Below are 24,079 nucleotides of genomic sequence, written 5' to 3' on the forward strand. Positions count from 1 at the left end.
AACTTCTGTTGGTATCGACCCTGTGAAGCGGAATGCTGCGGGCGTTGCCGTTCTGGTAACCGGGCTGCTGCTGGGTGTTACCGCCTGCGGGAGCGAGGGCGGTAGCTCGGCGAGTGCTGTCCAGACCCCGGCCGCGAAACAACTCAGCGGTACGGCCGACAAGTCGCCGAAGAGCACCCTCGCCGCTCTCGTGGCGCTCCCCCGCGGATACGTCGCCGACACCCGCAACGGCACCGGCCCGTTCACCGCGACGTCGTACCTGAACACCTGGTCCGCCGATCCCGCGCTGGACCGCGCCCTGCTCCTGAACGCGAGCTTCGTCGAGGGCTACCGGGCGACCCGCCTCAGCCCCGACAAGAAGAAGCGCTTCACCGTCCAGCTCTTCAAGACGGGATCACCCGCCAAGGCGCAAACGCTCCAGAACGGCCTCTGGACCCAGGACGACCACAGCCACCCGTTCAACCTCCCCGGCGCCCTCTCCGACGCCCGGGTCGAGTACGACGGCGGCACCGACCAATCAATAGCCATCGCCGAAGCAACCCTCGCGATCGGCCCGGTCGTCGTAGAACTCTCCGTCCGCGAGACCGCCGCCGTAGGCGCCAACCTCACCCCCGACACCAAACTCATCACCGCCCTGGCCAAAGAACAACGCACCCGCCTGACCGCGACGGCCAACTGACCCGGTCAGGCGGTGATGCGGTCGATCACCAACGGGCCCGGGCGGTAGGAGTCGGCGACGGCGATCGCGTCGGTCAAGGACTCGAGTGCGCGCTCGATCCGGGCCGGGTCGTCGGTGTGCAGGGTCAGCAGCGGTTGGCCTTCTCGGATCTGATCGCCTGGTTTGGCGTGCATTTCCACGCCTGCGACCGCCGAAACCGGGTCCTCCTTGCGGGCGCGGCCGGCGCCGAGGCGCCACGCGGCTACGCCAACTGCCAGCGCGTCGAGCTTGGAGAGGACGCCCGAGGCGGGGGCCGGTACGACGTGTTGCTCGGGGGCCACCGGCAGCTCGGCGGAGGGGTCGCCGCCCTGGGCCGAGATCATCGCGCGCCACGCGTCCATCGCCGTACCGTCGCGGAGTTTCTCGGCCGGGTCGACGCCGGTGACGCCGGCCGCGGCGAGCATCTCGTTGGCGAGGGCAACGGTCAGTTCGACCACGTCGGCGGGGCCGCCGCCGGCGAGGACCTCGACGGATTCGCGTACTTCCAGGGCGTTTCCGGCGGTCAGGCCGAGTGGTACGGACATGTCGGTGAGCAGGGCAACGGTTTTCACGCCGGCATCCGTGCCGAGCGCAACCATGGTCTCGGCCAGTTCGCGGGCGTCGGCCAGGTCCTTCATGAACGCGCCGGAGCCCACCTTCACGTCCAGCACCAGCGCACCGGTGCCTTCGGCAATCTTCTTGCTCATGATCGAGCTGGCGATCAGCGGGATCGCCTCGACCGTACCGGTCACGTCACGCAGCGCGTACAGCTTCTTGTCCGCAGGCGCCAGGCCGTCACCGGCCGCGCAGATCACCGCGCCGACGTCCTCCAGTTGCTGCATCAGTTCGTCGTTCGAGAGCGCGGCGCGCCAGCCGGGGATCGACTCCAGCTTGTCCAGCGTGCCGCCGGTGTGACCGAGGCCGCGGCCGGACAGCTGCGGTACGGCGACCCCGCAGGCCGCCACCAACGGTGCCAACGGCAACGTGATCTTGTCGCCGACACCACCGGTCGAGTGCTTGTCCGCGGTCGGCCGGGACAGCTTGCCGAAGTCCATCCGTTCACCGGACGCGATCATCGCGGCGGTCCAGCGGGCGATCTCGCGCCGGTTCATGCCGTTCAGCAGGATCGCCATCGCGAGCGCGGACATCTGCTCGTCGGCGACGTCGCCCTTCGTGTACGCGTCGATCACCCAGTCGATCGCGCCGTCGCTCAGCTCGCCCCGGTCCCGCTTGGTCCGGATCACATCCACCGCGTCGAAACTCATTACTCCTCCAGAAACTCCGGGCCGAACGCGTCCGGCAGCAGCTCACGCAGCGGCCGGATCCCGGTCGCCGTCTCCACCAGCAGCTCCGACCCACCGTTCTCGTGCAACAGCTGCCGGCACCGCCCACACGGCGTCAGCAGATGCTCGTGCCGATCCACACACGTGAACGCAACCAGCCGCCCACCCCCGGTCCGGTGCAACTCCGAAACCAGCCCACACTCCGCACACAAGGTCAACCCGTACGAAGCATTCTCCACGTTGCACCCAGCAACAACCCGCCCGTCGTCGACGTACGCCGCCGCACCCACGGGAAACCCGGAGTACGGCGCGTACGCCCGATGCATCACGTCCACCGCAACCGCCCGGAGAGCGGCCCAGTCGACGTTACTCGGTGACGTAGGGCTCACCGTCGGCCTTGGGGGCTCTTACTCGGCCTACCAGGCCTGCTACCGCGATGATCGTGGCGAGGTAGGGGGCCATCAGCAGCAGCTGGCCGGGGATGGGGGTCTGGATGATCTGGAGCTGGGACTGCAGCTGGGTCGCGAAGCCGAAGAAGAGGGCGGCGACCGTGGCGCCGATCGGGTGCCAGCGGCCCATGATCAGGGCGGCCAGCGCGATGAACCCGTTGCCCGCGGTCATCTCCTTGCTGAACGAACCGGCGTACCCGACCGTGAAGAACGCACCGCCCAGACCGGCGAGAATGCCGGCCGAGAGCACCGCGGAGTACCGGATGCGCTTGACCTTGATGCCGACCGTGTCGGCCGCCTTCGGGTGTTCGCCGACCGCGCGGATCCGCAGCCCCCAGCGGGTCTGGAACAGCACGAACGTGACCACCGCGACCGCGATGTACATCAGGTACACCAGGATCGTCTGGTGGAACAGGATCGGCCCGATGAACGGGATGTCCCCCAGCCCCGGAATCTTGATCGCCGACAGCACCGCGGGCGTGTTCAGCGAGTCTGCCTTCGGCTGCATGAACTGGTCGAACAGGAACCCGGTGATACCGGTCGCGAACACGACGAGTACGACACCGAGCACGACCTGGTTGACCAGGTACTTGATCGAGAACACCGCCAGCAGCGCGGCCATCACCACTCCGCTCGCGGCCGCGGCGATCAGCGCCGCGGCGCCGCTGCCTGTCGTACTCGACACGATCGCCGCGGTGAACGCGCCGACCAGGAACTGGCCCTCGATCGCGATGTTGATGACGCCGGCCCGCTCGCACATCACCCCGGCGAGCGCGCCGAGGATCAGCGGGGTCGCGAAGTTCAGCGTGCCCTGGAACTGGTTCGCCAGCGGGAACGTCTTGCCCGCCGACGCCCAGCACAGGAACGCGCCGATGAAGGCGATCCCGAGTACGGCCGCCAGCCAGCCGGAGTACCTCTGGGGAACCCGGCGCAGAACGTACGCGGCCGCGGCCGCGACACCGAGGATGCCGAGGATCAGCCCGACCGCCTGCGCGGGCAGCCCGAGCAGGTTGTGCTGCAGGTCGCCGCTGACCAGCTGGAACGTCGCCTTGCCGCCCTTGGTGAAGATCGCCAGGCCGAGCCCGATCAGCGCGAACACGATCATCACGCCACCGACGCGCAACCGCCGGGTCCGCTCCGCCGGTCCCTCGATTACCTGAGGCTTCGGCGCTGCCGCGGGGACGGCGTCCGGAGTAGTCTCGCTCATCCGTTCCAGCCTTTCGCGAGGACGGCGCCGGCGCCACGTTCCTTCGGCAGGAAGCGGAAGACCGAGCGCACCAGCGCCGGGGCCGCGACGAACAGCACGATCACGGCCTGCAGGACGGTGGTCAGGGTCAACGGCGTCTGGGTGATCAGCTGCATCTGCAGACCGCCCGCGTTCAGCGCGCCGAAGAGCAGCCCGGCCAGTACGGTGCCGATCGGCGTACCGCGACCGAGCAGCGCGACCGTGATCGCGTCGAAGCCGACCGAGGCCGCGACCCCGTCGGTCAGCGGTAGATCGGTACCGAGCACCTGTTGGGTCCCGGCCAGACCGGCGAGCGCACCCGCGACCAGCATCGCGATCACGTACGCCTTGCCGACCGACATGCCGGCGGTCCGGGAGGCGTCCGCGTTCGCACCGACGGCGCGCAGCTCGAACCCGATCGTCGACCGGTTCAGCAGCCACCAGACGAACACCGCGGCGGCCAGCGCGAGCAGGAACCCGATGTGCAGCCGGGTGTCGCCGAACCTCGGGAACTGCGCGTTCTTGTCCACGATCGGCGAGATCGGGTCGGTCCGCCCGGGCCGGCGGAACGCCGACGTGGTGAGCAGCCAGGACAGCAGGTAGAGCGCGACGTAGTTCAGCATGATCGTCACGATCACCTCGTGCGCCCCGGTCCGCGCCTTCAGCAGGCCGACCACGCCGCCCCAGATCGCGCCGCCGAGCAGACCGGCGACCAGCGCGACGATCAGGTGCAGTACCGGCGGCAGGTGCCAGGCGAACCCGACGTACCCGGCGAGGATCGCACCCGCGATCAGCTGGCCCTGGGCGCCGATGTTGAACAACCCGGTCCGGAACGCCAGCGACACCGCGAGCCCGCCGCAGATCAGCGGTGTTGCCTGGGTCAACGACTCGCTGATCGGCGTGACGCCGCCGAACGCGCCGACCGCGAGCGCCTTGTACGCCTCGCCGACCGCGCTCGCGGCCGCCGAGAAGGTGTCGCCCGGGGCGGCGCCGAAGTACCCGACCGCGGTCTGCACCTGCTTGTCGCCGACGATGATCAGGATCGCCCCGACCACCAGCGCCAGCACGATCGCGCTCAGCGAGACCAGGCCCTGCACCGCCCAGGACGGGAGGCCGGAGCGCTGGGGTTCCTTCGCGGGCGCGGGAGCCGGCGCCACTTCTGTCTCAGTGCTCATCAGATGGTTCCCAACGTGGTCGGGTGTTCGATCGCCTCGTCGTGCGCCTCGGCCTTGGAAGCGCCGGCCATCATCAGGCCCAGTTCGTCCCGCGGCGTGCCGGCCGGTACGACGCCGACCACCTTGCCCCGGTACATCACCGCGATCCGGTCCGCCAGCGCGGCGATCTCGTCGAGTTCGGTGGACACGATCAGCACCGCCGTACCCTGGTCGCGCTCCTGCACGATCCGGCCGTGCAGGAACTCGATCGAGCCGACGTCCACGCCACGGGTCGGCTGGGACGCGACCAGCAGCTTCAGCGGGCGGGACAGTTCGCGGGCCAGGACGACCTTCTGCTGGTTGCCGCCGGACAGCGACGACACGTTCAGGCCGATGCTCTGGGTGCGGATGTCGAACTCTTCCACCCGGGCGGTCGCGTTCTTCTCGATCTCGTCGGTGCGCAGCGCCAGCCCGTTCCCGAACGGCGCCTTCCGGAACAGGTCGAGGACGAGGTTCTCCGCGACCGTGAACGAGCCGACGAAGCCGTCGTGGGCGCGGTCCTCGGGGATGTACCCGATGCCCGCCTCGAGCCGGTGCCGGGTCGGCTTCCCCGTCAGGTCCTGGCCGTCGAGCGAGATCCGGCCGGCTGCGATCGGGGTCAGCCCGAGCAGCGCCTCGGCGAGCTCGGTCTGACCGTTGCCCTGGACACCGGCCACCGCGAGGATCTCGCCGGCCCGGACCTCGAGGTCCACGTCGTCGACGGCGGTGAACCCACGCTCGTCGATCACGGTCAGCCCTTCGACCCGCAGCACGGCGTCCTTCGGCTGGGCCGGCTCCTTGTCCACGACCAGGTCGACCGCGCGGCCGACCATCAGCTCGGCGAGCTCCTCCTCGGACGCCGACGGCTCGGCCTGGCCGACCACCTTGCCGCGGCGGATCACGGTGATCTTGTCCGCGATCGCCTTGACCTCTTTGAGCTTGTGGGTGATGAAGACGATCGACGTACCGTTCTCCTTGAGCTGGCGCATGACGCCGATCAGCTCGTCGATCTCGGCCGGGGTGAGGACCGCGGTCGGCTCGTCCAGGATCAGTACGCTGGCGTCGTTGGCCAGCGCCTTGATGATCTCCACCCGCTGCTGGACGCCGACCGGGATGTCCTCGACCAGGGCCTCCGGGTCGACCTCGAACCCGTACCGGTCGGACAGCTCGGTGACCAGGCGGTGCGCCGTCTTCCGGTCCAGTACGCCGCCGGCGCGGGTGTTCTCCCGGCCGAGCATGATGTTCTCGGCGACGGTGAACACCGGGACCAGCATGAAATGCTGGTGCACCATGCCGATACCGTGCCGGATCGCGTCGCTCGGCGAGGTGATCCGGACCTTCTGACCGTCGATCACGATCTCGCCCGAGTCGGGCTGCAGCAGCCCGTAGAGCATGTTCATCAGGGTGCTCTTGCCGGCGCCGTTCTCACCGAGCAGGCAATGGATCTCGCCCGGCTCGATCACCAGGTCGATGTGGTCGTTGGCGACCAGCGAGCCGAAACTCTTGGTCAGCCCCGAAAGCTCGAGGTGCATACGGGCAGCCTCCCCTTCAGACGGCGAGCCAGGAAGGCAGGACCTTGTGGGTCCGCCCTCCTGGCTCGCACCGTACTACGCAACGGTGGTTCAGGATGCCTTCGGCTGAACCTTCGACTCGATGGTGATCTTGCCGCTGATGATGTCGGCCTTGATCGTGTCCAGTTCGGACTTCACGTCCGCCGGGATCTTGCTGTCGAAGTCGTGGAACGGCGCGATCGCCGTACCGCCGTTCTGCAGCGTGCCGGTGAACTGGGTGTTGTCGAACTTGCTGTCGACGACGGACTCGACCGCGTCCTTCACGGCCACGTCCATGCCCTTCTCGACGCTGCTCAGCAGGGAGGAGCAGTACTCCTCAGCGCTCACGCAGCCGTCGGTGTCGACCCAGATCGCGTTCACCTTGCCGTTGCTGGCCTTGGCCGCCTGCAGAGCACCCAGACCCGACGGACCGGCCACCGGGAACAGGATGTCCGCGCCCTGGGTGACCAGGTTCTGCGCGTTGTTCTGGCCCTTGGCCTTGTCCTCGAAGTCGCCGGTGAACAGACCCTTCTGCTTCTGGTCGTCCCAGCCGAGCACCTGGACGTTCTTGCTCTTCTGCGTGTTGTAGTAGCGCACGCCCTGGGCGAAGCCGTCCATGAAGATCGTCACGGTCGGGATCTGCAGACCGCCGAACGTACCGACCTTGCCGGACTTGGTCATCGAGGCGGCCAGGTAGCCGGCCTGGAAGCTGGACTGCGCGGTGTTGAACAGCAGCGGCTTCAGGTTCGCGATCGGGGCCTTCGGCGCCGAGTCGACGATCGCGAACTTGATGTCCGGGTTCGCCTTGGCGGCCGCCTCGGTGGCGTCCTCGAGCTTGAAGCCGACGGCCACGATGACGTTGCACTTGGCACTGACCATCGCGGTCATGTTGGTCGTGTAGTCGTTGTCGGACTTCGACTCGGCCTTGACCTCGGTGAGGCCCTTCTCCTTGACCGCGTCCTGCAGACCCTTGTACGAGGTCTGGTTGAACGACTTGTCGTCGAAGCCCCCCGAGTCGGAGACCATGCAGGCCTTGAAGTTCTTGTTGGCGCTGCTGCCGCTCGAGTTGCTGTCGGTCGGCTTGCTGCCACAAGCGGCGACGGCGAGCGTCAGTACGCCCACGATCGCCGTTCCCCGCACGTACTTCTTCACCGGACGTCTCCTTCGTCGACCAGAATCCTTAACCGGCACGCCTTCCCCCACGTGCCATCCGCAGACTATAGGGCGCGGCCCGTCTTTCTTTGAACGTCGAGCAGACCTCGATACCGGAAAGTGACCGGCGTTTCCGTCACATTTCGACAACTTCTCCGGCCCGGTCACGGGCTGCTCCACCCAGGTCACGGTGCGCACGCCCCGTGTCGACCCTCACACACGGTGCCGGTCACCGTAGGTGACGACCCACTTTTCCGGGGGCTGATGCAACAATCTGCGGATGAGTCATCAGTTGCTGGTTGCGGACGTCCTGGCGCGGGTCGAGGCGGTGCGCGAGGACATGGTCGCCGTACGCCGTGAACTGCACGCCCACCCCGAACTCGGATGGCACGAGGTACGGACAACCGAACTGATCGAGAAGCAACTGGTCGGCGCCGGGCTGTCGCCGCGGGTACTGCCGACCGGGACCGGGCTGATCTGCGACATCGGCTCCGGCGACACCTGCGTCGCGCTGCGGGCCGACATCGACGCGCTGCCGGTCCCGGACGCCGTGGATTCGCCGTGGCGGTCATCCGTCGACGGGGTGGCGCACGCCTGCGGTCACGACGTACACACGGCTGCTCTGCTCGGTGCCGCGCTGGTACTCGCCGGCATGGCCCGCGACGGACAGCTGGACCGTCGGGTCCGGGTGATCTTCCAGCCGGCCGAGGAGGTCATGCCCGGCGGTGCCCTCGGGGTGATCGCGGCCGGTGGGCTGGACGGCGTACGACGGATCTACGGGCTGCACTGCGACCCGCGGATGCAGGTGGGGCAGATCGGGCTGCGGGTCGGCGCGTTGACCGCCGCCGCCGACAAGCTCCTGGTGCGGCTGACCGGGCCGGGTGGTCATACGTCCCGTCCGCATCTGACGGCCGACCTCGTCTATGCGCTCGCGACCCTCGTCACCGAGCTGCCCGCCGCCCTGTCGCGCCGGGTCGACCCGCGCGCCGGGATGTCGCTCGTCTGGGGCCGCATCACCTCCGGGTCGGCCGCGAACGCGATCCCGTCCCGCGGCGAGGCCGAAGGTACGCTGCGCTGCCTCGACGCGAACGCCTGGCGCCTCGCGGAGGAGCTCATCCCGTCGTTGGCGGCTCAGCTCGTCAGGCCGTACGGCGTCGAGGTCGACACCGAGGTCACGCACGGCGTACCCCCGGTCGTGAACGACCCGGCCGCGATCGGTGTCCTGCAGAACGCCGTCCACCAGACCCTCGGCTCCAGCGCCGCCACCCCCACCGACCAGAGCCTCGGCGGCGAAGACTTCGCCTGGTACCTCGAACACGTACCCGGCGCGATGGCCCGCCTCGGCGTCCGGCCCCCCACCTCGGAAACCACCGCCGACCTGCACACCCCCGGCTTCAACCCCTCCGAAGAAGCCATCACCCTGGGCACCACAATCCTCACCTCCACCGCCCTCCTCGACTGAGGTGCCGCGGAGCGGTCAGAAGGTGTCGGCGGGGACGTAGACTCCCCAGACTTCGCGGAGCGTGTTGCAGACTTCGCCTACGGTGGCTTGGGCTTTCAGGGCTGCCTTCATGGGGTACAGGCAGTTTTCGTTGCCTTGGGCAGCCTTTTTGAGGGCGGCCAGGGTTTCGTCGACGACCGCCTGGTTGCGGGTGGCGCGCAGGGTGGTCAGGCGGGCTACCTGCTGGGCCTCGATGGCGGGGTCCACGCGGAGGGGTTCGTACGGTTCCTCTTCGGCGATCTTGAACTTGTTCATGCCGACTACGACCCGTTCGACGGAGTCGATCTGCTGGGCGATCCGGTACGCCGAGCGTTCGATCTCCTGTTTCTGGAAGCCTTGCTCGATCGCGGCGACGGCACCGCCGTACTCCTCCACCTGGTCCATCAGTTCGACGGCGGCGGCCTCGACCTCGTCGGTCAGGGACTCGACCACGTACGAGCCGGCGAAGGGGTCGACCGTTGCGGTGATGTCGGTTTCGTAGGCGAGGACCTGTTGCGTGCGGAGCGCGAGGCGGGCGGCCTTCTCGGTGGGCAGGGCGATCGCTTCGTCGTACGAGTTCGTGTGCAGCGACTGGGTGCCGCCGAGGACCGCGGCGAGGCCCTGGACCGCGACCCGGACGAGGTTGATCTCGGGCTGCTGGGCGGTCAGCTGTACGCCGGCCGTCTGGGTGTGGAAGCGCAGCATCAACGACTTGGGGTTGCGAGCGCCGAACACGTCACGCATCACCCGCGCCCAGATCCGCCGCGCGGCCCGGAACTTCGCGACCTCCTCGAGCAGCGTCGTACGAGCGACGAAGAAGAACGACAACCGGGGCGCGAACTCGTCCACGTCCAGGCCGGACGCGATGGCCGCACGGACGTACGCGATCCCGTCCGCCAGCGTGAAGGCGATCTCCTGCGCGGGCGTCGCACCGGCCTCGGCCATGTGGTAGCCCGAGATCGAGATGGTGTTCCAGCGCGGCAGTTCGGCCTTGCAGTACGCGAAGATGTCGCTGATCAGCCGCAGCGACTCCTTCGGCGGGTAGATGTAGGTGCCGCGGGCGATGTACTCCTTGAGTACGTCGTTCTGGATCGTGCCGGTGAGCTTGTCACCGGAGACGCCCTGCTCCTCCGCGACGAGTTGGTAGAGCAGGAGCAGTACGGATCCCGGCGCGTTGATCGTCATCGAGGTCGACACCTGGTCCAGCGGGATCTTGTCGAACAGCACCCGCATGTCGTCGATCGAGTCGATCGCCACGCCGACCTTGCCGACCTCGCCGTGCGCGATCGGGGCGTCGGAGTCGTACCCCATCTGGGTCGGCAGGTCGAACGCCACCGACAGGCCCATCGTGCCGTGATCGATCAGCTGGTGGTACCGCTGGTTCGACTCGGCCGCGGTCCCGAACCCGGCGTACTGCCGCATCGTCCACGGGCGCTGGGTGTACATCGTCGGGTACACGCCCCGGGTGTACGGGTACTGCCCCGGTTCCCCGAGCTGCGCCGCGGGGTCGAAACCCTCCAACGGCCCGTACACCGGCGCGAACTCGAACCCCGACTCGCTGCGATGACTCATCTCCCCACCGTATTCCGAACCACCACTCCACTGGTATGCACCAGCGCACGTCACCGATGTGTGCTCCGGCACACGCCTGCTTGTCGTCGGGAGTTCGCGCAGGACTAACCAAGCGAAGCTCGGCGGCCACCTGAAGGACACTGGAAGGCCCTGCAGCCGTCGACAGGGCATCGACGCCGTGTCACGAGAGTGTCGCCCAGGGTTCATGAGCGGTGAGGAACCTTCGAAGTGTGCGAATCGTGATGGTGGCCGAGACCTTCCTGCCGCAGATCAATGGCGTGGCGAACACGGCTCGCCACGTCGCCGACCGGCTGCGCGCCCGCGGGCACGACCTGCTGATCATCGCCCCGGGACCGGGCCCCGACGCGTACGGCGACGTACCGGTACTGCGCGCCCGCAGCTTCCGGACGCCGGGGTACAAGGAGTACCCGGTCGGCCTGCCGGATCCGTCGATCGAGCGCGCGATCGCCGACTTCAAGCCGGACCTCGTACACCTCGCCTCGCCCTTCATCATCGGCGCGTACGGGCTGCGCGCCGCCCGCAAGCTCGGCGTACCGACGGTCGCGATCTTCCAGACCGACATCGCCGGCTTCGCCCGCCAGTACCCCTGGTACGCCGCCGCGGACCGCGGCATCTGGCGCTGGGTGAGCCGTACGCACTCCCGCGCCGACCGCACCCTGGCGCCCTCGACGTCGGCAGTCGACGCGCTGGTGCAGCGCGGTGTACCGCGGGTCCACCGGTGGGGCCGCGGCGTGAACCTCGACCTCTTCGACCCGTCGAACCGGGACGAGCAGTGGCGCCGGGAGATGTCCCCCGACGGCAAGCCGATCGTCGGGTACGTCGGCCGGCTGGCCGCGGAGAAGAAGGTCCGGCGGCTGGCCGAGCTGACCGACCTGGACTGCCGGCTCGTGATCGTCGGCGACGGCCCGGACCGCGCGTCGCTGGAGAACGCGTTGCCGACGGCAACCTTCCTTGGGATGCGCCGGGGCGCCGACCTGGCCGCGATCTTCGCCGGCCTGGACCTGTTCGTACACACCGGTGAACACGAGACGTTCTGCCAGACCATCCAGGAGGCGCAGGCGTCCGGCGTCGCCACCGTCGGCCCGGCCGCGGGCGGCCCGCTCGACCTGATCCAGCCGGGCGAGAACGGCCTGCTGTTCGAACCCGGTAAGCCCGGTTCGCTGCGGGACGCCGTACGGACCCTGCTCGACCACCCGACCGCCCGCGGGCGGATGGCGGCGGGCGGACTGCAGCGGGTGCAGTCCCGCACCTGGACGGCGGTCGTCGACGACCTGGTCGACCGCCACTACGCCGAAGTACTCCGGGACGCCGCGGCCGTACGGCGCGTCGCATGACGGGCCTGAGGATCGCGCAGCTGGCGAACTTCGTCGGGCCGACGTCCGGTGGGATGCGGACCGCGATCGAGCATGTCGGGCAGGGGTACGTCGAGGCCGGTGCCGAGCGGATCGTGATCACGCCCGGCGAGAAGGACGTGGTGATCGAGACCGAGCTCGGCACCGTGGTCCGGGTGAAGGCGCCGAAGGTGAGCGGCGGGTACCGCCTGATCACCAACCCGTGGACCGTGATCGAGATCCTGAAGAAGTTCCAGCCGACCACGGTCGAGATCTCCGACAAGTCGACGCTGCTCCCGGTCGCACGATGGGCCCGGCGCAACGACATCGGCACAGTCCTGTTCAGCCACGAACGCCTGGACGCGATGCTCGCCCTCGGCGCGGCCCGACCGGGTCAGCTCGGCGGCAACGACGTACTGCGGCCCGGCCGGATGCTCGGCGGGGCGAACCTGCGGCAGGCGTGGTGGGGCGCGGACGGGGTGAAGTACAGCCAGCTCCACATGGTCGCCACGGTCGCCGCGCTGTACAAGATCCTCGGCCGGACGTACGACGCTGTTGTGGTTACATCGCGCTACGCCGCCGCCGAGTTCGACGAGGTCACCACTCCGCTGGTACGGATCCCGCTCGGGGTCGACCTGGACACGTTCCACCCGTCGCTGGGCGAGCCTTTGGATGACGGCGTACTGAAGCTCGTCCACGCCGGGCGCCTGTCCCGGGAGAAGAGCCCGCACCTCGCGGTCGCCACGGCAGCCGAACTGCACCGCCGCGGCGTGAACCTGCGCATGGACGTGTACGGCACCGGCCCACACCTCGACGAACTCCTCGAGATCGCCGGTGACGCACCGGTCACGTTCCACGGCTACGTCGACGGCCGCCGTACCCTCGCCAAACACCTCGCCGAAGCAGACATCGCGCTGTCCGTCTGCCCCGGCGAAACCTTCGGCCTGGCCGTCCTCGAAGCCCTCGCCGCCGGCACTCCGGTCGTCACCGCAAACACCGGCGGCGCCCGCGAACTCGTCGACGAAACCTGCGGCCGCTGGGCGCCCGCCAACCCGTCGGACCTGGCGGACGCCGTCCTGTCCCTCTCCCAACTCCCCGGCCGCCGCGCAGCAGCCCGCCGCCGGGCAGAGCTCTACAACTGGCAAACCTGCGTCAACCGCATGCTCACCCTGCACAGCCGCCTCGCCCACTCCCGCCTCGCTGCGTGACGACGCGGCAACGGTCGGCTGCCGACGATTGCAGGAAGCAGCAGAAAGGTTGCGGCCAAGACCGGTAAGGCTGTAGTCCTTTCCCTTTCACCGGTGCCACTCGGGGTGCGCCGGAGGTCCCCTGCCCTGGAGATTCGATGCGCCGCGCCCGAAAACCCGCCCTGCTCCGTGCTGCCCTGGCGACTGCCGTCGCAGCCGTCACCATCCCTTTCATCGCCCACGCCGCGTTCGGTGCCGCCGACGTCGCGGCGCCGACCGCCCAGGCCTTCCCGACCCGCCAAGCCGTCGGCATCACCTGGAATGCTGTCGACGCGACCAGCTACCAGATCGAGCGCAAGCTGTCCGACGCCGACTGGTCCCAGGTCAGCGGCCCCTTGAGCGCCTCGTCCGTCAGCTGGGTCGACGACGACCTCGGGATCGGCGATACGGCCTCCTACCGCGTGGTCGCCACGAACGGCAGCGAATCCGCCACCAGCGCCGCGATCACAGCCACCCGCGCCACGCAGGCACCAGCCGTGGGCGACACCAACGTACTGGCGCTGGACGCCGACCCCGGCACGACCTGGCTGGACGACGAGACGTCCGCAGCAGTCACCGCCTCGACCCCGGCGGACGGGTCTCGCACCCTGTCGGCGGGCACTGTGAAGGTCCGGCTGCCGGCCTTCATCACCGGTCCGGGCAACTACTCGTTGACGCCGTCGGAGCTCGAGCTCACTCAGGGCGACCGCAGCTGCAGCGCCAGCGGATACCTGTCCGTCCAGTCGGTGGCCTACACCGCCGCCCTCGAGCTGGACACCCTCGCAGCGAGCCTGCGTGTCACCGACTGCGCGGGCGCGGCCGCCGTCAACGCCGTCGAGCTGCGCTACCACAGCGCCGCCGGTTACCAAGCGCTCTCCGTGGCGCCAGAGACGTACGACTACGGCAAGGTCCGGTACAACGTGGCCGCCTCCGCCGCGTTCGCCGTCAAGAACACCGGCACAGATCCGGTCGAGATCCGCGGTGTGACGGTGGCAAACGAACAGATCGAATGGCGGCAGGACCCGAACGCTCCGCACGACTGCCCGCAGACCCTGGCGCCGGCCGCCTCGTGCACGGTGAACGTACGGTTCATGCCCCAGACGCCCGGCCCGAAGTCGACGACCCTGACGATCACGGACTCGACGGCCTTGGGGCGACACATCGTCTCGCTGACCGGTTACGGCGTCGACGTCGCCACGGCGCAGAACGTGGCCGTACGTGCGACGTACAACGGACACACCGTGAGCTGGCGGTCGCTGCAGACCGCAGGTGGCGTCGCGGTCCTCGGCTACAACCTGCATCGCTACCTGAACGGCACGGAGACAACCGAGTGGTTCCCGGAGAAGACGACGGGCGACTTCGTCGTTCCCGTGTCCACCACCAAGCCCGGGACCGAGTACGCCGTCTCGGTCGTCAACGAGGTCGGCGAGGGACCAGCCAGTACGCGTCTGGCTGTCCCGCGGGCCGACGCGCAGATCGTGGTGACGGAGGGCGACCCGGACAGCCGGGATCTGGCGGCCGCAGAAGAGTTCGGGTACGTCGTCCCGTTCCCGGCGGATCCGAACTCGGTCAAGCCGAAGGACGCCGTCGCCAGCTCGCCGGACGGCCAGGCGCTCGTCTACGTCACGAACACGACCGAGCGAACGCTGTGGACGCAGAAGGTCGCCCCGGGCGAGATCGGCGTACCGGTCAAACTCTGGAGTTCCGCGGCGCCGATCACCCGCCCGTCCTGGTCACCTGACGGCACCCGGATCGCGTTTCAGGCACCCGAGAACGACAGCCCGTGCGTGTACGTGATCGCGGCCACCGGCGGGACGCCGACGAAGGTCGGCTGCCAGCTGTCGAGCCCGAGCTGGATGCCGGACGCCCGCACTTTGGTCGTGTCCGACCACCGGCTCAGTCCGAGCCGGCTCGCCACGATCGAGGCTGCGCCCGGCGGCGCCCGAGTCAGCACCTGGCCGGGGCAAGCCGACGTGCCTGCCGACCGGCCGGTTCAAGTCTCCGCTGACGGCCAGTGGGTCGCCTACGGCGACGGGTCGACCGTGCGAATCGCCGGCGACACGCAGCGAGCGACCCCGACGCTCGACTCGGACGTACATGCGATCAGCTTGTCGGGCGACCGGATCCTGGCGCTGACGGCCGCCGGCCGCGTCTACCAGCTCGGCATCGCCCTCGACGGCGGCCTGTACGTGTACAGCGAGCTGGCCAGTGTGGCGACTCGGGCCGACGTGACCTGGCAACGGCTCGGCCTGACGATCAAGCCGACACCGGCGGTGCTGGGGCCGGACATCTCCATCCCGTTCGACGGTTCAGCCTTCCCGGCCGGGACCACGTTCCGCTGCGAGGTGAAGGGATCGTTCCGCCCGTCCGAGGCGTGCACCTCGCCCTTCACGGCGAAGGAACTGCGGTCCGGGGACTACCAGGTCGTCGTCACCGCGAGCGGAGCGAATGGGACCGCCGCTTCGGCCTATCGGAACATCAAGGTCGACGCGACGGGGCCGGTGGCGCGCATGGTGACGCCGGCGTACCAGTCCTCGGTGGCCGCGACCGCGACCCTGACGGTGTCGGCCACGGATGCCAACGGTGTCGCTTCGTACGACGTGCAGTACCGCCGAGCCACATCCGCCGGGCCGTACGGCGCCTTCGTGCAGCCGTGGACGAACACGGCCGCGACCTCGATGAATCTCGCCGTCGCCGCCGGGTACGAGTACTGCGTCTCGGTGCGGGCGAAGGACAAGCTCGGGAACACCGGCCAGTGGAGTACGGAGCGGTGCTTCTCCCGGCCGTTGGACGATCGGTCGTTGTCGCTGGCCTCCGCCGGGTGGACGCGGGCGACCGGGTCGACGTTCTACTACGGGACGACGACGCAGACCACGGCGTACGGCAAGTCGTTGACGAAGGTTGTGCAGGGCAAGCGGTTCTTCCTGATCGCGACCCGCTGCCCGACCTGCGGCTCCGTCGCGGTGTACGCGGGGAACAGGTACCTGACGACGGTGAACCTTGCCTACCCGACGACCCACAAGCAGGTCGTGCTCGGCCTTCCGGTCCAGAGCACGCTCTTCAGCGGCACGCTCAAGCTCGTCAGTGCGACCAGCGGCAGGCTCGTCCAGATCGACGGTCTGGCAGTCGGCCACAGCTGACCCCGCGCCGGACCGCCTCGCAGTGAGGCGGTCCGGGCAGGCGTCAGGTCAGGTGGTCGTAGTCGCCGCGGACCCAGGCGGCGTGGCGGTCGGCGGAGCGGCGTACTACGGCCTTGGCGTCGACCGGGATCGAGGAGCCGAAGTTGTTGTAGAGGCGGTCGTACTCGAACGGGTCGAGGGAGCGGGCCACCCGGTCGACGACGGCGCCGGAGAGTGGGATGCGGTTCGGGTAGCTGCGCATGAAGCTCACCGACGTGCGGTCCGGGTTGGCGAAGATGGTGTCGCCGGAGAGGATCACACCCTTGCCGTCGGCACCGTTCGCCCAGTGCACCACCGCGCTGCCGGGGAAGTGACCGCCGGGTTGCAGGACGGTCACGCCGGGTAGCGGAGTGAGTTGGCCGGACCAGGTGCGGATCACCGGGTCCTGCCGGGCAACCCACTCCTTGTCGGCCTCAGCGACGTACACAGGAACATTGCCCAGCCGGTGGCTCCACTCGACCTGGACGCCGTACATGTGCGGGTGGCTGGCGATGATCGCGACCAGCTCCCCGAGTTCGCGGACCCGCCGGACCGCGTCGTCGTCCAGGTAGCCGATCGGGTCCCAGAGCAGGTTGCCCTCGGTCGTTGTCAACAGCATCGACTGCTGCCCGATCCCGATCGGCGGCTTCGAGCGGATGCCGTACAGCCCGGGCTCCACCTCGTCGATGGTGACCTCGGTACCGGCCAGCTCTTCGAGCGTGGTCCACTGCTGCCCGTCGGCCGGCACCCACTGCCGCTCGTCCTGGCAGATCGCGCACACCTCGACCTGCTCCGAGTGCTCGACGGCACAGGTCGCACAGATCCAGAAACTCACCGTGGTGTTCCCCTCATCAGTCATGTCCGAAGTCAACGAACTCAAGTCAAGTTGAAGTCAAGCCGTCCGTCGAGGGCCACTCGGCGGCCGGCGAGCTGGGCCACCGACGCGACGGATCTCACACCGGGCAGGACATTTCGGCCGCTGAGCCGGGACTAGCATCGAACCGTCCTGGATTTCGCCAGGTTCTCGGGTCCGATCGGAGGACGGTTTGCCCAGCAAACCAGCCGGCACGCTCTACCGCGGCCGGGAGGGTATGTGGTCATGGGTCGCGCACCGGATCACCGGTGTCGGGATCTTCTTCTTCCTGCTGGTGCACGTACTGGACACCGCGCTGGTCCGGGTCTCGCCGCACGCCTACAACGAGGTCATCGGCACCTACAAGAACCCGGTCGTCGGTCTGATGGAAGTCGGCCTGGTGGCCGCGATCCTGTTCCACGCGTTCAACGGCATCCGGCTGATCCTGGTGGACTTCTGGGCCAAGGGACCGCGCTACCAGCGGCAGCTGATGATCGGCGTGCTGGTGCTCTGGGTGGTGCTGTTCGTACCGTTCGTGATCCGTCACCTCTCGCACGTCTTCGGAGGCTGAGATGACCGATATCGCAGCACCGCGGAGCAGTAACCGTCTCGGCCGGACCAACTTCGAGCTCTACAGCTGGCTGTTCATGCGGCTGTCCGGGCTCGCCCTGGTGATCCTCGTCCTCGGGCACCTGTTCGTGAACCTGATGCTCGGCGGCGGGATCACCGCGCTGGACTTCGGCTTCGTGGCCGGCAAGTGGGCCAACCCGCTCTGGCAGGTCTGGGACCTGCTGATGCTGTGGCTGGCGATGCTGCACGGTACGAACGGCCTGCGCACGATCGTCAACGACTACGCCGAGAAGGACCAGACCCGGTTCTGGCTCAAGGCCCTGCTGATCACCGCCGCGATCGTGGTCGTGGTGCTCGGCACCCTGGTGATCTTCACCTTCGACCCCTGCCTCGACCCCAACTCCACGTTGACGGTCTGCAAATAAGTAAAGGACGTCATGCAGGTCCATCAGTACGACGTAATCATCGTCGGCGCGGGCGGCGCGGGAATGCGCGCGGCTCTCGAGTCCAGCAAGCGCACCCGGACCGCCGTACTCACGAAGCTCTATCCGACTCGATCGCACACCGGTGCGGCGCAGGGCGGCATGTGCGCCGCGCTGGCGAACGTCGAGGAGGACAACTGGGAGTGGCACACCTTCGACACCGTCAAGGGTGGTGACTTCCTGGTCGACCAGGACGCGGCCGAGGTGATGTGCAAGGAGGCCGTCGACGCGGTCCTCGACCTGGAGAAGATGGGCCTGCCGTTCAACCGGACCGCCGAGGGCAAGATCGACCAGCGGTTCTTCGGTGGGCACACCCGCAACCACGGTGAGGCCGTCGTACGCCGGTCCTGCTTCGCGGCCGACCGTACCGGTCACATGATCCTGCAGACGCTGTACCAGCAGTGCATCAAGCAGAACGTCGAGTTCTTCAACGAGTACTACGTTCTCGACCTGCTGATGACCGACGGCAAGGCGAGCGGCGTCGTCGCGTACGAACTGGCCACCGGCGAGCTGCACGTGTTCTCCGCGAAGTCCGTGATCTTCGCGTCCGGCGGGTTCGGCAAGGTCTTCCGTACGACGTCCAACGCGCACACGCTCACCGGCGACGGCATGGGCATCGTCTGGCGCAAGGGCCTGCCGCTGGAGGACATGGAGTTCTTCCAGTTCCACCCGACCGGCCTGGCGGGGCTCGGCGTACTGCTGTCGGAGGCGGCCCGTGGTGAGGGCGGCATCCTGCGGAACAAGGACAACGAGCGCTTCATGGAGCGGTACGCGCCGACCGTCAAGGACCTGGCGCCGCGGGACATGGTCGCCCGCGCGATGGCGAACGAGGTCCGCGAGGGCCGCGGCTGTGGTCCGGACGGCGCGTACGTGATGCTCGACCTGACCCACCTGGAGCCCGCGCACATCGACGCGAAGCTGCCGGACATCACCGAGTTCGCGCGGACGTACCTGGGCGTGGAGCCGTACACCGAGCAGATCCCGGTGTTCCCGACCGCGCACTACGCGATGGGCGGCATCCCGACCAACATTCGCGGTGAGGCGCTGGCCAACAACGAGGACGTGATCCCAGGCCTGTACGCCGCCGGCGAGGTCGCCTGCGTGTCCGTGCACGGTGCGAACCGGCTCGGTACGAACTCGCTGCTCGACATCAACGTGTTCGGCCGCCGGGCGGGGATCGCGGCGGCGGAGTACGCCGAGACCGCGTCCTTCGAGGAGCTGCCGTCCGAGCCGGAGAAGTACGTCGTCGACCTGGTCGAGGGGCTGCGGAACTCGACCGGTGAGGAGCGGATCGCCGCGATCCGGTCCGACCTGCAGGCCACGATGGACCTGAACGCGCAGGTGTACCGCACCGAGGGCTCGCTCAAGCAAGCGCTGGTCGACATCGAGGCGCTCAAGGCCCGGTACGCGAACGTCGCCGTCCAGGACAAGGGCAAGCGGTTCAACACCGATCTGCTCGAGGCCGTCGAGCTCGGCTTCCTGATCGACCTGGCCGAGGTGCTGGTCGTCGGCGCGCTGGCTCGCAAGGAGTCCCGCGGCGGGCACTTCCGCGAGGACTACGACAAGCGCGACGACGTGAACTTCATGCGGCACACGATGGCGTACCGCGAGGTCGATGCCGAGGGCAACGAGACGATCCGGCTCGACTACAAACCGGTCGTCCAGACCCGCTACAAGCCGATGGAGCGCAAGTACTGATGGACGTCAAGGTCAAGATCCTCCGGTACAACCCCGAGGTCGTCGACGAGGCCGAGTGGAAGACGTACACCGTCACCCTGCAGCCGACCGACCGGGTGCTGGACGCGCTGCACAAGATCAAGTGGGAGCAGGACGGCACGCTGACGTTCCGGCGGTCCTGCGCGCACGGCGTCTGCGGCTCGGACGCGATGCGGATCAACGGCCGGAACCGGCTCGCCTGCAAGACGCTGATCAAGGACCTGAACCCGGACAAGGAGATCACCGTCGAGCCGATCAAGGGGCTCACGGTGCTCAAGGACCTGGTCGTCGACATGGACCCGTTCTTCGAGGCGTACCGCTCGGTGATGCCGTTCCTGGTCACCAGCGGTCACGAGCCGACCCGGGAGCGGATCCAGTCGCAGGCCGACCGGGACCGCTTCGACGACACCACCAAGTGCATCCTGTGCGCGGCGTGTACGACGTCCTGCCCGGTGTTCTGGTCCGACGGGCAGTACTTCGGACCGCAAGCGATCGTCGGCGCGCACCGGTTCATCTTCGACAGCCGTGACGAGGGCACCGAGCAGCGGCTCGAGATCCTGAACGACAAGGAAGGCGTCTGGCGCTGCCGGACCACCTTCAACTGCACCGACGCCTGCCCGCGCGGCATCGAGGTCACCAAGGCGATCCAGGAAGTCAAACGAGCGCTCATTTTCCGCCGGGTGTGAGCCTGCTCCTGCGTCACTGTAAGATTCTCCCGCCGACCTGACCCTGCCTTGCGGGGGAGATCTCTGCCCTTGGGGGGTGACAGTGGAGCCACGCCTGCGCGAATTGCCCGACCGCTTCTACCGTCGCCTGGTGGAGCTGCTGGAGCGCTGCGGGCTCCCCCGGAGCATGCCGCCGTTCCTGGTCGTCGGGGTGGTCGCGGCGCTGACGTCGATCGTGCTCGCCGTACTGCACCTGTCCGCGCCGGAGGCTGCCGCCGACAAACCGCTGGTGATCGCCCCGGCCGCGGCCGGCGCACCCGGCACGACCGTGGTGACGTCGAAGCGCGCGCAGGTGCTGTCGATCACGATGGTCACCCGGAACCGCTGGGCGGCCGGCTGGTCGGACTGCACCAGCGGGCCGACCTGCAAGTACGCCGCCGTGGTCGACCGTGACGGCGCCCGCGCGACCTCACCGGAGTGGCCGGTCCCGTACGCGACGCTGCAGTCCGGCTCGGAGGCGATCGCGATCGCCCCGCCGCCGGAGGGCACGCTCGAGGGCGGCGCGACGATGATGTACCGGCTGACGTACGACGGGCCGCTGCTGACGAAGCTCCGGTACCGGCTGCCGACCACGACGTTCGGCAAGGGCGAGGTGCTCACCGACCAGATCGTGCCGGGGCGGATCGTGGTGGTGGACCCGGAGGAGTCGACGGTCCGGATGCTCCAGGGGCGCGGTACCAGGTCGCCTGTGTGCGACGGGACCGGGCGGTGCTGGATGCTGAGCGGGATCGGCCGTACCGACATCGTCTGGACCGACGACGGCGGGAGGACGTGGGGCGCGCGGTCGCTCGACGCCCGCAACCAGCTCGGCCGGCTCGCGGTCAGCTCCGACGGCAAGACGCTGGTGACCACGCAGGTCACCGTCACCGACACCGGGCAGGCCGTGGCGAAGATGGAGATCTCCACCGACCGCGGCGCCAACTGGAAGACCGTGCAGCACCCGCCGGCGAGCCTGAACACGGCCCCGCTGGCGCTCGACGACGGTACGGCACTGATGCTCGGCGGGCCGGCCGGCACCCGGCCGCGGCTCTACCGGATCCAGGACGGCGACGCGAAGCTGTACGGCGGCTACCCCGGCGACCTCGGCGAGCTCCAGGGCGACGAACACCTGATGTACGGCTTCGAGATCCCCCGCCGACGCACCACCGAGGTGGTCCTGAGCACCGACCAGGGCAACACCTGGTCGAAGTTCGCCCCGCGTTAGTTGAGTTGGGACGCCAGGCACGCGAGGTAGAGGGTGAGCGTGGCGCGGTGGTCGCGCCATGGCCGGCCGGTCAGGCGCTCGACCTTCTCCAGGCGGTAGATGAGCGTGTTCCGGTGGATGTGCAGCGCGTCGGCCGTACGTACGAGATTGAAGCCTGACTCGCACCAGGCGATCAGGGTGTCGCGCAGCTCTGGCCAGTCCGAGTGCTGCGTCAGCTCTCCCGCCACCAGGTTCACCAACCGACCGCGAGCCCGAGGCCCCACCACCGCCAGCACCTGGTGACTCCGCAACTCGTCGATCAGGTACGCCGCTCCGCCGGGCACACACTCCTTCCCGAGCCGTAGTGCGTCGACCGCATCCGCATAAGCCTCCCCCAACCCAACAATCCCCGAAGCAATCCCACCAACCCCGACCCGCGCTTCAAACCCATGCCCATCACCAACAGCCCGCACCGCCAGCTCCCCGAGCTCCCGGCGACTCCTGCCCTGTCCCCGGCTCGTGCGCCGCAGCGCGGGGAGCACCGCGAAGCGTCCCGCGGTCATCGCCGCCACGAGGTCTTGCGGGCCGAACGTTTGCCTCAAGGTGCGGATGAGCTCTGGGCGTACGGCTACGACGTTCGTCGGTTCCAGCGGCTCGTCGACCTCGACGATCAGCACCGTCCGCGGGACCGTCAGGTCGAAGCCGAGCTCCTTCGCCCGGGCCGCCAGAAAGGCCGGATCCACCACGTCGGCGTCGAACGAGCCGATGTCCCGGACCAGCTCCTCGAGAGCACGTTCCCGCAGCAACCGTGAGCGGAGCTCGACCGACTCCTGCAGCAGGATCTCCGTCTGGCGCCGTACGACGAGACCGAACCTCCGCACCTGCCGCGGCGACCCCGTGATCCCCACCGTCCCGACCGCCTCGCCGTCGATCACGATCGGCAACGTCATCCCCGGCTTCACCCCGCGCAGTCGCGCCGCCTCCGCGGCCGTGTGCCAAGCGGCCTCCTGCGACGCCAGCACCTCGACCGAGGCCTCGTGGAACGACCCGACCCGCGCCGGATCCCCGCTCCCGATCACGATCCCGCGGTCGTCGGTGATCAGCACGTTGTACCCGATCACCTCGGAGGTGTCCCGGGCGATCTGCTGCGCCAACGGACCGGAAAGCATCTTGGACGAAGCGTACGACGAGACGCACCAAACGTGAACGAATCATGGACAACTCGTCCAATGACTGCACCGTTCCCCGTCCCTAGCCTGGGAAAACGGGGTGAGGCCACCGGAAAGGCACATCATGTCGAGAAGATTCATCGCCGCGTTGTTCGCCACTGTCGCGCTCGCCGGCGGTTCGTTGACCGCCTGCGGCGGTACCAAAGCACCTGTGTCCGACGCGGCGGGCGCGCTCGGCACGATCGAGCCGGGCGTCCTCAAGGTCGCGATCGAGCCGTACGCCCCGTACACCTCGATGGTCGGCAACAAGCTGCAGGGCCTGGACGCCGACATCCTGAACGAGGTCGCCGGCAAGCTCGGGCTGAAGGTGAAGCCGGAGGTGACCGACTTCGCCGGGATGCTCGCGAGCGTCCAGTCGCGCCGCGTCGACATCACCATCGGCGGCGTCGCCTGGACCGCGGAACGCCAGAAAGCCGGCCTGTTCACGGATCCGCCGTACTACTCCCCGCCGGCGATGGCGGTTCGCCAGGGCGAGCACTACCAGACCGTGCAGGACCTGCAGGGCAAGGACCTCGGCACCGTCGAGGGCTACGTCTGGGTGAAGTCGATCCAGGCCGTCCCGGGCGCGAAGCTGCACGCGTACCCGGACGGCAACGGCGTCTTCGACGACCTCGGCGCGGGCCGGATCAACGTCGGCTTCCTCGACCCGCTGCTGGTCCTCGCCGCGCAGAAGGAGCGCCCGGAGCTCAAGGTCGAGACGCAGTACCTGACCCCGCCGTCGGCCGCCGACCTGAAGGTGCATCCGGCCTACCAGTACTTCCAGTCGTACATGACCGCGTTCTACCTGCCGAAGCAGGCCACCGCGTTGGAGAAGGCGATCTCGGAGCAGATCCGCGCGATGTACCAGAATGGCGACCTGACCAAGCTGATCCAGAAGTACGGCGGCGACCCGAACCAGTTCCTGAAGCCCGCCCCACAGATCGCCAAGACCCGGCAAGGCGTCGACCGTCCGGCCGACTGGCAACCGCCGAGCATCTGAGGAGG

General features: G+C 68.5%; 20 protein-coding genes. 11 read left to right on the forward strand and 9 right to left on the reverse strand.

Going from position 1 to position 24,079, the window contains the following annotated elements; all coding sequences use genetic code 11:
- Window positions 1-22 precede the first annotated feature (22 nt).
- Entirely contained in the window at window positions 23-679 is a 657-nt protein-coding gene (locus ACZ5BU_RS17800) for a hypothetical protein (RefSeq protein ID WP_465700122.1), read from the forward strand.
- A gap of 5 nt (window positions 680-684) precedes the next feature.
- Here ACZ5BU_RS17800 and ACZ5BU_RS17805 read toward each other — a convergent pair whose 3' ends face one another.
- The 6 genes from ACZ5BU_RS17805 to ACZ5BU_RS17830 all read right to left on the reverse strand — a co-directional run bounded on the left by ACZ5BU_RS17805 (window position 685) and on the right by ACZ5BU_RS17830 (window position 7,549).
- Window positions 685-1,962, reverse strand: coding sequence for a thymidine phosphorylase (locus tag ACZ5BU_RS17805; RefSeq protein WP_465700124.1), 1,278 nt, complete (start codon window positions 1,960-1,962; stop codon window positions 685-687).
- Complete coding sequence (locus ACZ5BU_RS17810) at window positions 1,962-2,369, reverse strand: cytidine deaminase (protein ID WP_465700126.1); 408 nt, start codon at window positions 2,367-2,369, stop codon at window positions 1,962-1,964. The genes ACZ5BU_RS17805 and ACZ5BU_RS17810 overlap by 1 nt, the downstream gene beginning before the upstream one ends.
- Entirely contained in the window at window positions 2,347-3,636 is a 1,290-nt protein-coding gene (locus tag ACZ5BU_RS17815) for an ABC transporter permease (protein ID WP_465700127.1), read from the reverse strand. The genes ACZ5BU_RS17810 and ACZ5BU_RS17815 overlap by 23 nt, the downstream gene beginning before the upstream one ends.
- Window positions 3,633-4,829 (reverse strand): ABC transporter permease, encoded by a 1,197-nt coding sequence (locus tag ACZ5BU_RS17820; protein ID WP_465700129.1) that lies wholly within the window; start codon window positions 4,827-4,829, stop codon window positions 3,633-3,635. The genes ACZ5BU_RS17815 and ACZ5BU_RS17820 overlap by 4 nt, the downstream gene beginning before the upstream one ends.
- Entirely contained in the window at window positions 4,829-6,379 is a 1,551-nt protein-coding gene (locus tag ACZ5BU_RS17825) for an ABC transporter ATP-binding protein (protein WP_465700131.1), read from the reverse strand. The genes ACZ5BU_RS17820 and ACZ5BU_RS17825 overlap by 1 nt, the downstream gene beginning before the upstream one ends.
- A 90-nt stretch (window positions 6,380-6,469) precedes the next feature.
- Window positions 6,470-7,549, reverse strand: coding sequence for a BMP family lipoprotein (locus ACZ5BU_RS17830; RefSeq protein ID WP_465700133.1), 1,080 nt, complete (start codon window positions 7,547-7,549; stop codon window positions 6,470-6,472).
- 280 nt (window positions 7,550-7,829) lie between these two features.
- Between ACZ5BU_RS17830 and ACZ5BU_RS17835 the strand changes: the two genes are divergently transcribed.
- Window positions 7,830-9,011 (forward strand): amidohydrolase, encoded by a 1,182-nt coding sequence (locus ACZ5BU_RS17835; RefSeq protein ID WP_465700135.1) that lies wholly within the window; start codon window positions 7,830-7,832, stop codon window positions 9,009-9,011.
- Between the two features lie 15 nt (window positions 9,012-9,026).
- Here ACZ5BU_RS17835 and ACZ5BU_RS17840 read toward each other — a convergent pair whose 3' ends face one another.
- Entirely contained in the window at window positions 9,027-10,601 is a 1,575-nt protein-coding gene (locus ACZ5BU_RS17840) for an acyl-CoA mutase large subunit family protein (protein WP_465700137.1), read from the reverse strand.
- A gap of 230 nt (window positions 10,602-10,831) precedes the next feature.
- On the opposite strand from ACZ5BU_RS17840, the gene ACZ5BU_RS17845 reads away from it, so the two are divergent.
- From ACZ5BU_RS17845 to ACZ5BU_RS17855, 3 genes are all read left to right on the forward strand, one after another.
- The gene (locus tag ACZ5BU_RS17845; protein WP_465700139.1) at window positions 10,832-11,956 is read left to right on the forward strand and encodes a glycosyltransferase family 4 protein; all 1,125 of its coding nucleotides are present in this window, start codon (window positions 10,832-10,834) and stop codon (window positions 11,954-11,956) included.
- Window positions 11,953-13,161: a glycosyltransferase gene (locus tag ACZ5BU_RS17850; protein WP_465700141.1), complete on the forward strand. Its 1,209-nt coding sequence runs from the start codon at window positions 11,953-11,955 to the stop codon at window positions 13,159-13,161. The genes ACZ5BU_RS17845 and ACZ5BU_RS17850 overlap by 4 nt, the downstream gene beginning before the upstream one ends.
- A gap of 137 nt (window positions 13,162-13,298) precedes the next feature.
- Window positions 13,299-16,319, forward strand: a complete 3,021-nt coding sequence (locus ACZ5BU_RS17855; RefSeq protein ID WP_465700143.1) for a choice-of-anchor D domain-containing protein — start codon at window positions 13,299-13,301, stop codon at window positions 16,317-16,319.
- 43 nt (window positions 16,320-16,362) lie between these two features.
- Here ACZ5BU_RS17855 and ACZ5BU_RS17860 read toward each other — a convergent pair whose 3' ends face one another.
- A complete protein-coding gene (locus tag ACZ5BU_RS17860) occupies window positions 16,363-17,196 on the reverse strand; it encodes an MBL fold metallo-hydrolase (RefSeq protein WP_465700145.1) in 834 nt (277 codons plus the stop codon).
- Window positions 17,197-17,383: 187 nt separating this feature from the next.
- On the opposite strand from ACZ5BU_RS17860, the gene sdhC reads away from it, so the two are divergent.
- The 5 genes from sdhC to ACZ5BU_RS17885 all read left to right on the forward strand — a co-directional run bounded on the left by sdhC (window position 17,384) and on the right by ACZ5BU_RS17885 (window position 21,887).
- Window positions 17,384-17,761 (forward strand): succinate dehydrogenase, cytochrome b556 subunit, encoded by a 378-nt coding sequence (gene sdhC, locus ACZ5BU_RS17865; protein WP_465700147.1) that lies wholly within the window; start codon window positions 17,384-17,386, stop codon window positions 17,759-17,761.
- Window position 17,762: 1 nt separating this feature from the next.
- Window positions 17,763-18,185 carry a succinate dehydrogenase hydrophobic membrane anchor subunit gene (locus ACZ5BU_RS17870; RefSeq protein WP_465700148.1) on the forward strand — a complete coding sequence of 141 codons (423 nt, stop codon included), beginning with the start codon at window positions 17,763-17,765 and terminating at the stop codon, window positions 18,183-18,185.
- Between the two features lie 12 nt (window positions 18,186-18,197).
- Window positions 18,198-19,940, forward strand: a complete 1,743-nt coding sequence (gene sdhA, locus ACZ5BU_RS17875) for a succinate dehydrogenase flavoprotein subunit (protein WP_465700150.1) — start codon at window positions 18,198-18,200, stop codon at window positions 19,938-19,940.
- Complete coding sequence (locus ACZ5BU_RS17880) at window positions 19,940-20,644, forward strand: succinate dehydrogenase iron-sulfur subunit (protein WP_465700152.1); 705 nt, start codon at window positions 19,940-19,942, stop codon at window positions 20,642-20,644. The genes sdhA and ACZ5BU_RS17880 overlap by 1 nt, the downstream gene beginning before the upstream one ends.
- A 130-nt stretch (window positions 20,645-20,774) precedes the next feature.
- Window positions 20,775-21,887, forward strand: a complete 1,113-nt coding sequence (locus tag ACZ5BU_RS17885) for a hypothetical protein (protein ID WP_465700154.1) — start codon at window positions 20,775-20,777, stop codon at window positions 21,885-21,887.
- Here the strand turns inward: ACZ5BU_RS17885 and ACZ5BU_RS17890 are convergent.
- Window positions 21,884-23,035: a CdaR family transcriptional regulator gene (locus tag ACZ5BU_RS17890; RefSeq protein WP_465700156.1), complete on the reverse strand. Its 1,152-nt coding sequence runs from the start codon at window positions 23,033-23,035 to the stop codon at window positions 21,884-21,886. The two genes, ACZ5BU_RS17885 and ACZ5BU_RS17890, sit on opposite strands and share 4 nt — an antisense overlap.
- A gap of 124 nt (window positions 23,036-23,159) precedes the next feature.
- Here ACZ5BU_RS17890 and ACZ5BU_RS17895 point away from each other — a divergent pair, with 124 nt between their 5' ends.
- A complete protein-coding gene (locus ACZ5BU_RS17895) occupies window positions 23,160-24,074 on the forward strand; it encodes a substrate-binding periplasmic protein (RefSeq protein WP_465700158.1) in 915 nt (304 codons plus the stop codon).
- Window positions 24,075-24,079: the final 5 nt, after the last annotated feature.

This window comes from Kribbella sp. NPDC031520 (assembly GCF_055580825.1).

Coding starts and splice junctions, on each gene's coding strand:
- ACZ5BU_RS17805 (WP_465700124.1), bottom strand. CDS start 1,962: ATGAGTTTCGACGCGGTGGATGTGATCCGGACCAAGCGGGACCGGGGC.
- ACZ5BU_RS17815 (WP_465700127.1), bottom strand. CDS start 3,636: ATGAGCGAGACTACTCCGGACGCCGTCCCCGCGGCAGCGCCGAAGCCT.
- ACZ5BU_RS17820 (WP_465700129.1), bottom strand. CDS start 4,829: ATGAGCACTGAGACAGAAGTGGCGCCGGCTCCCGCGCCCGCGAAGGAA.
- ACZ5BU_RS17825 (WP_465700131.1), bottom strand. CDS start 6,379: ATGCACCTCGAGCTTTCGGGGCTGACCAAGAGTTTCGGCTCGCTGGTC.
- ACZ5BU_RS17835 (WP_465700135.1), top strand. CDS start 7,830: ATGAGTCATCAGTTGCTGGTTGCGGACGTCCTGGCGCGGGTCGAGGCG.
- ACZ5BU_RS17840 (WP_465700137.1), bottom strand. CDS start 10,601: ATGAGTCATCGCAGCGAGTCGGGGTTCGAGTTCGCGCCGGTGTACGGG.
- ACZ5BU_RS17850 (WP_465700141.1), top strand. CDS start 11,953: ATGACGGGCCTGAGGATCGCGCAGCTGGCGAACTTCGTCGGGCCGACG.
- ACZ5BU_RS17855 (WP_465700143.1), top strand. CDS start 13,299: ATGCGCCGCGCCCGAAAACCCGCCCTGCTCCGTGCTGCCCTGGCGACT.
- ACZ5BU_RS17860 (WP_465700145.1), bottom strand. CDS start 17,196: ATGACTGATGAGGGGAACACCACGGTGAGTTTCTGGATCTGTGCGACC.
- ACZ5BU_RS17870 (WP_465700148.1), top strand. CDS start 17,763: ATGACCGATATCGCAGCACCGCGGAGCAGTAACCGTCTCGGCCGGACC.
- sdhA (WP_465700150.1), top strand. CDS start 18,198: ATGCAGGTCCATCAGTACGACGTAATCATCGTCGGCGCGGGCGGCGCG.
- ACZ5BU_RS17880 (WP_465700152.1), top strand. CDS start 19,940: ATGGACGTCAAGGTCAAGATCCTCCGGTACAACCCCGAGGTCGTCGAC.
- ACZ5BU_RS17890 (WP_465700156.1), bottom strand. CDS start 23,035: ATGCTTTCCGGTCCGTTGGCGCAGCAGATCGCCCGGGACACCTCCGAG.
- ACZ5BU_RS17895 (WP_465700158.1), top strand. CDS start 23,160: ATGTCGAGAAGATTCATCGCCGCGTTGTTCGCCACTGTCGCGCTCGCC.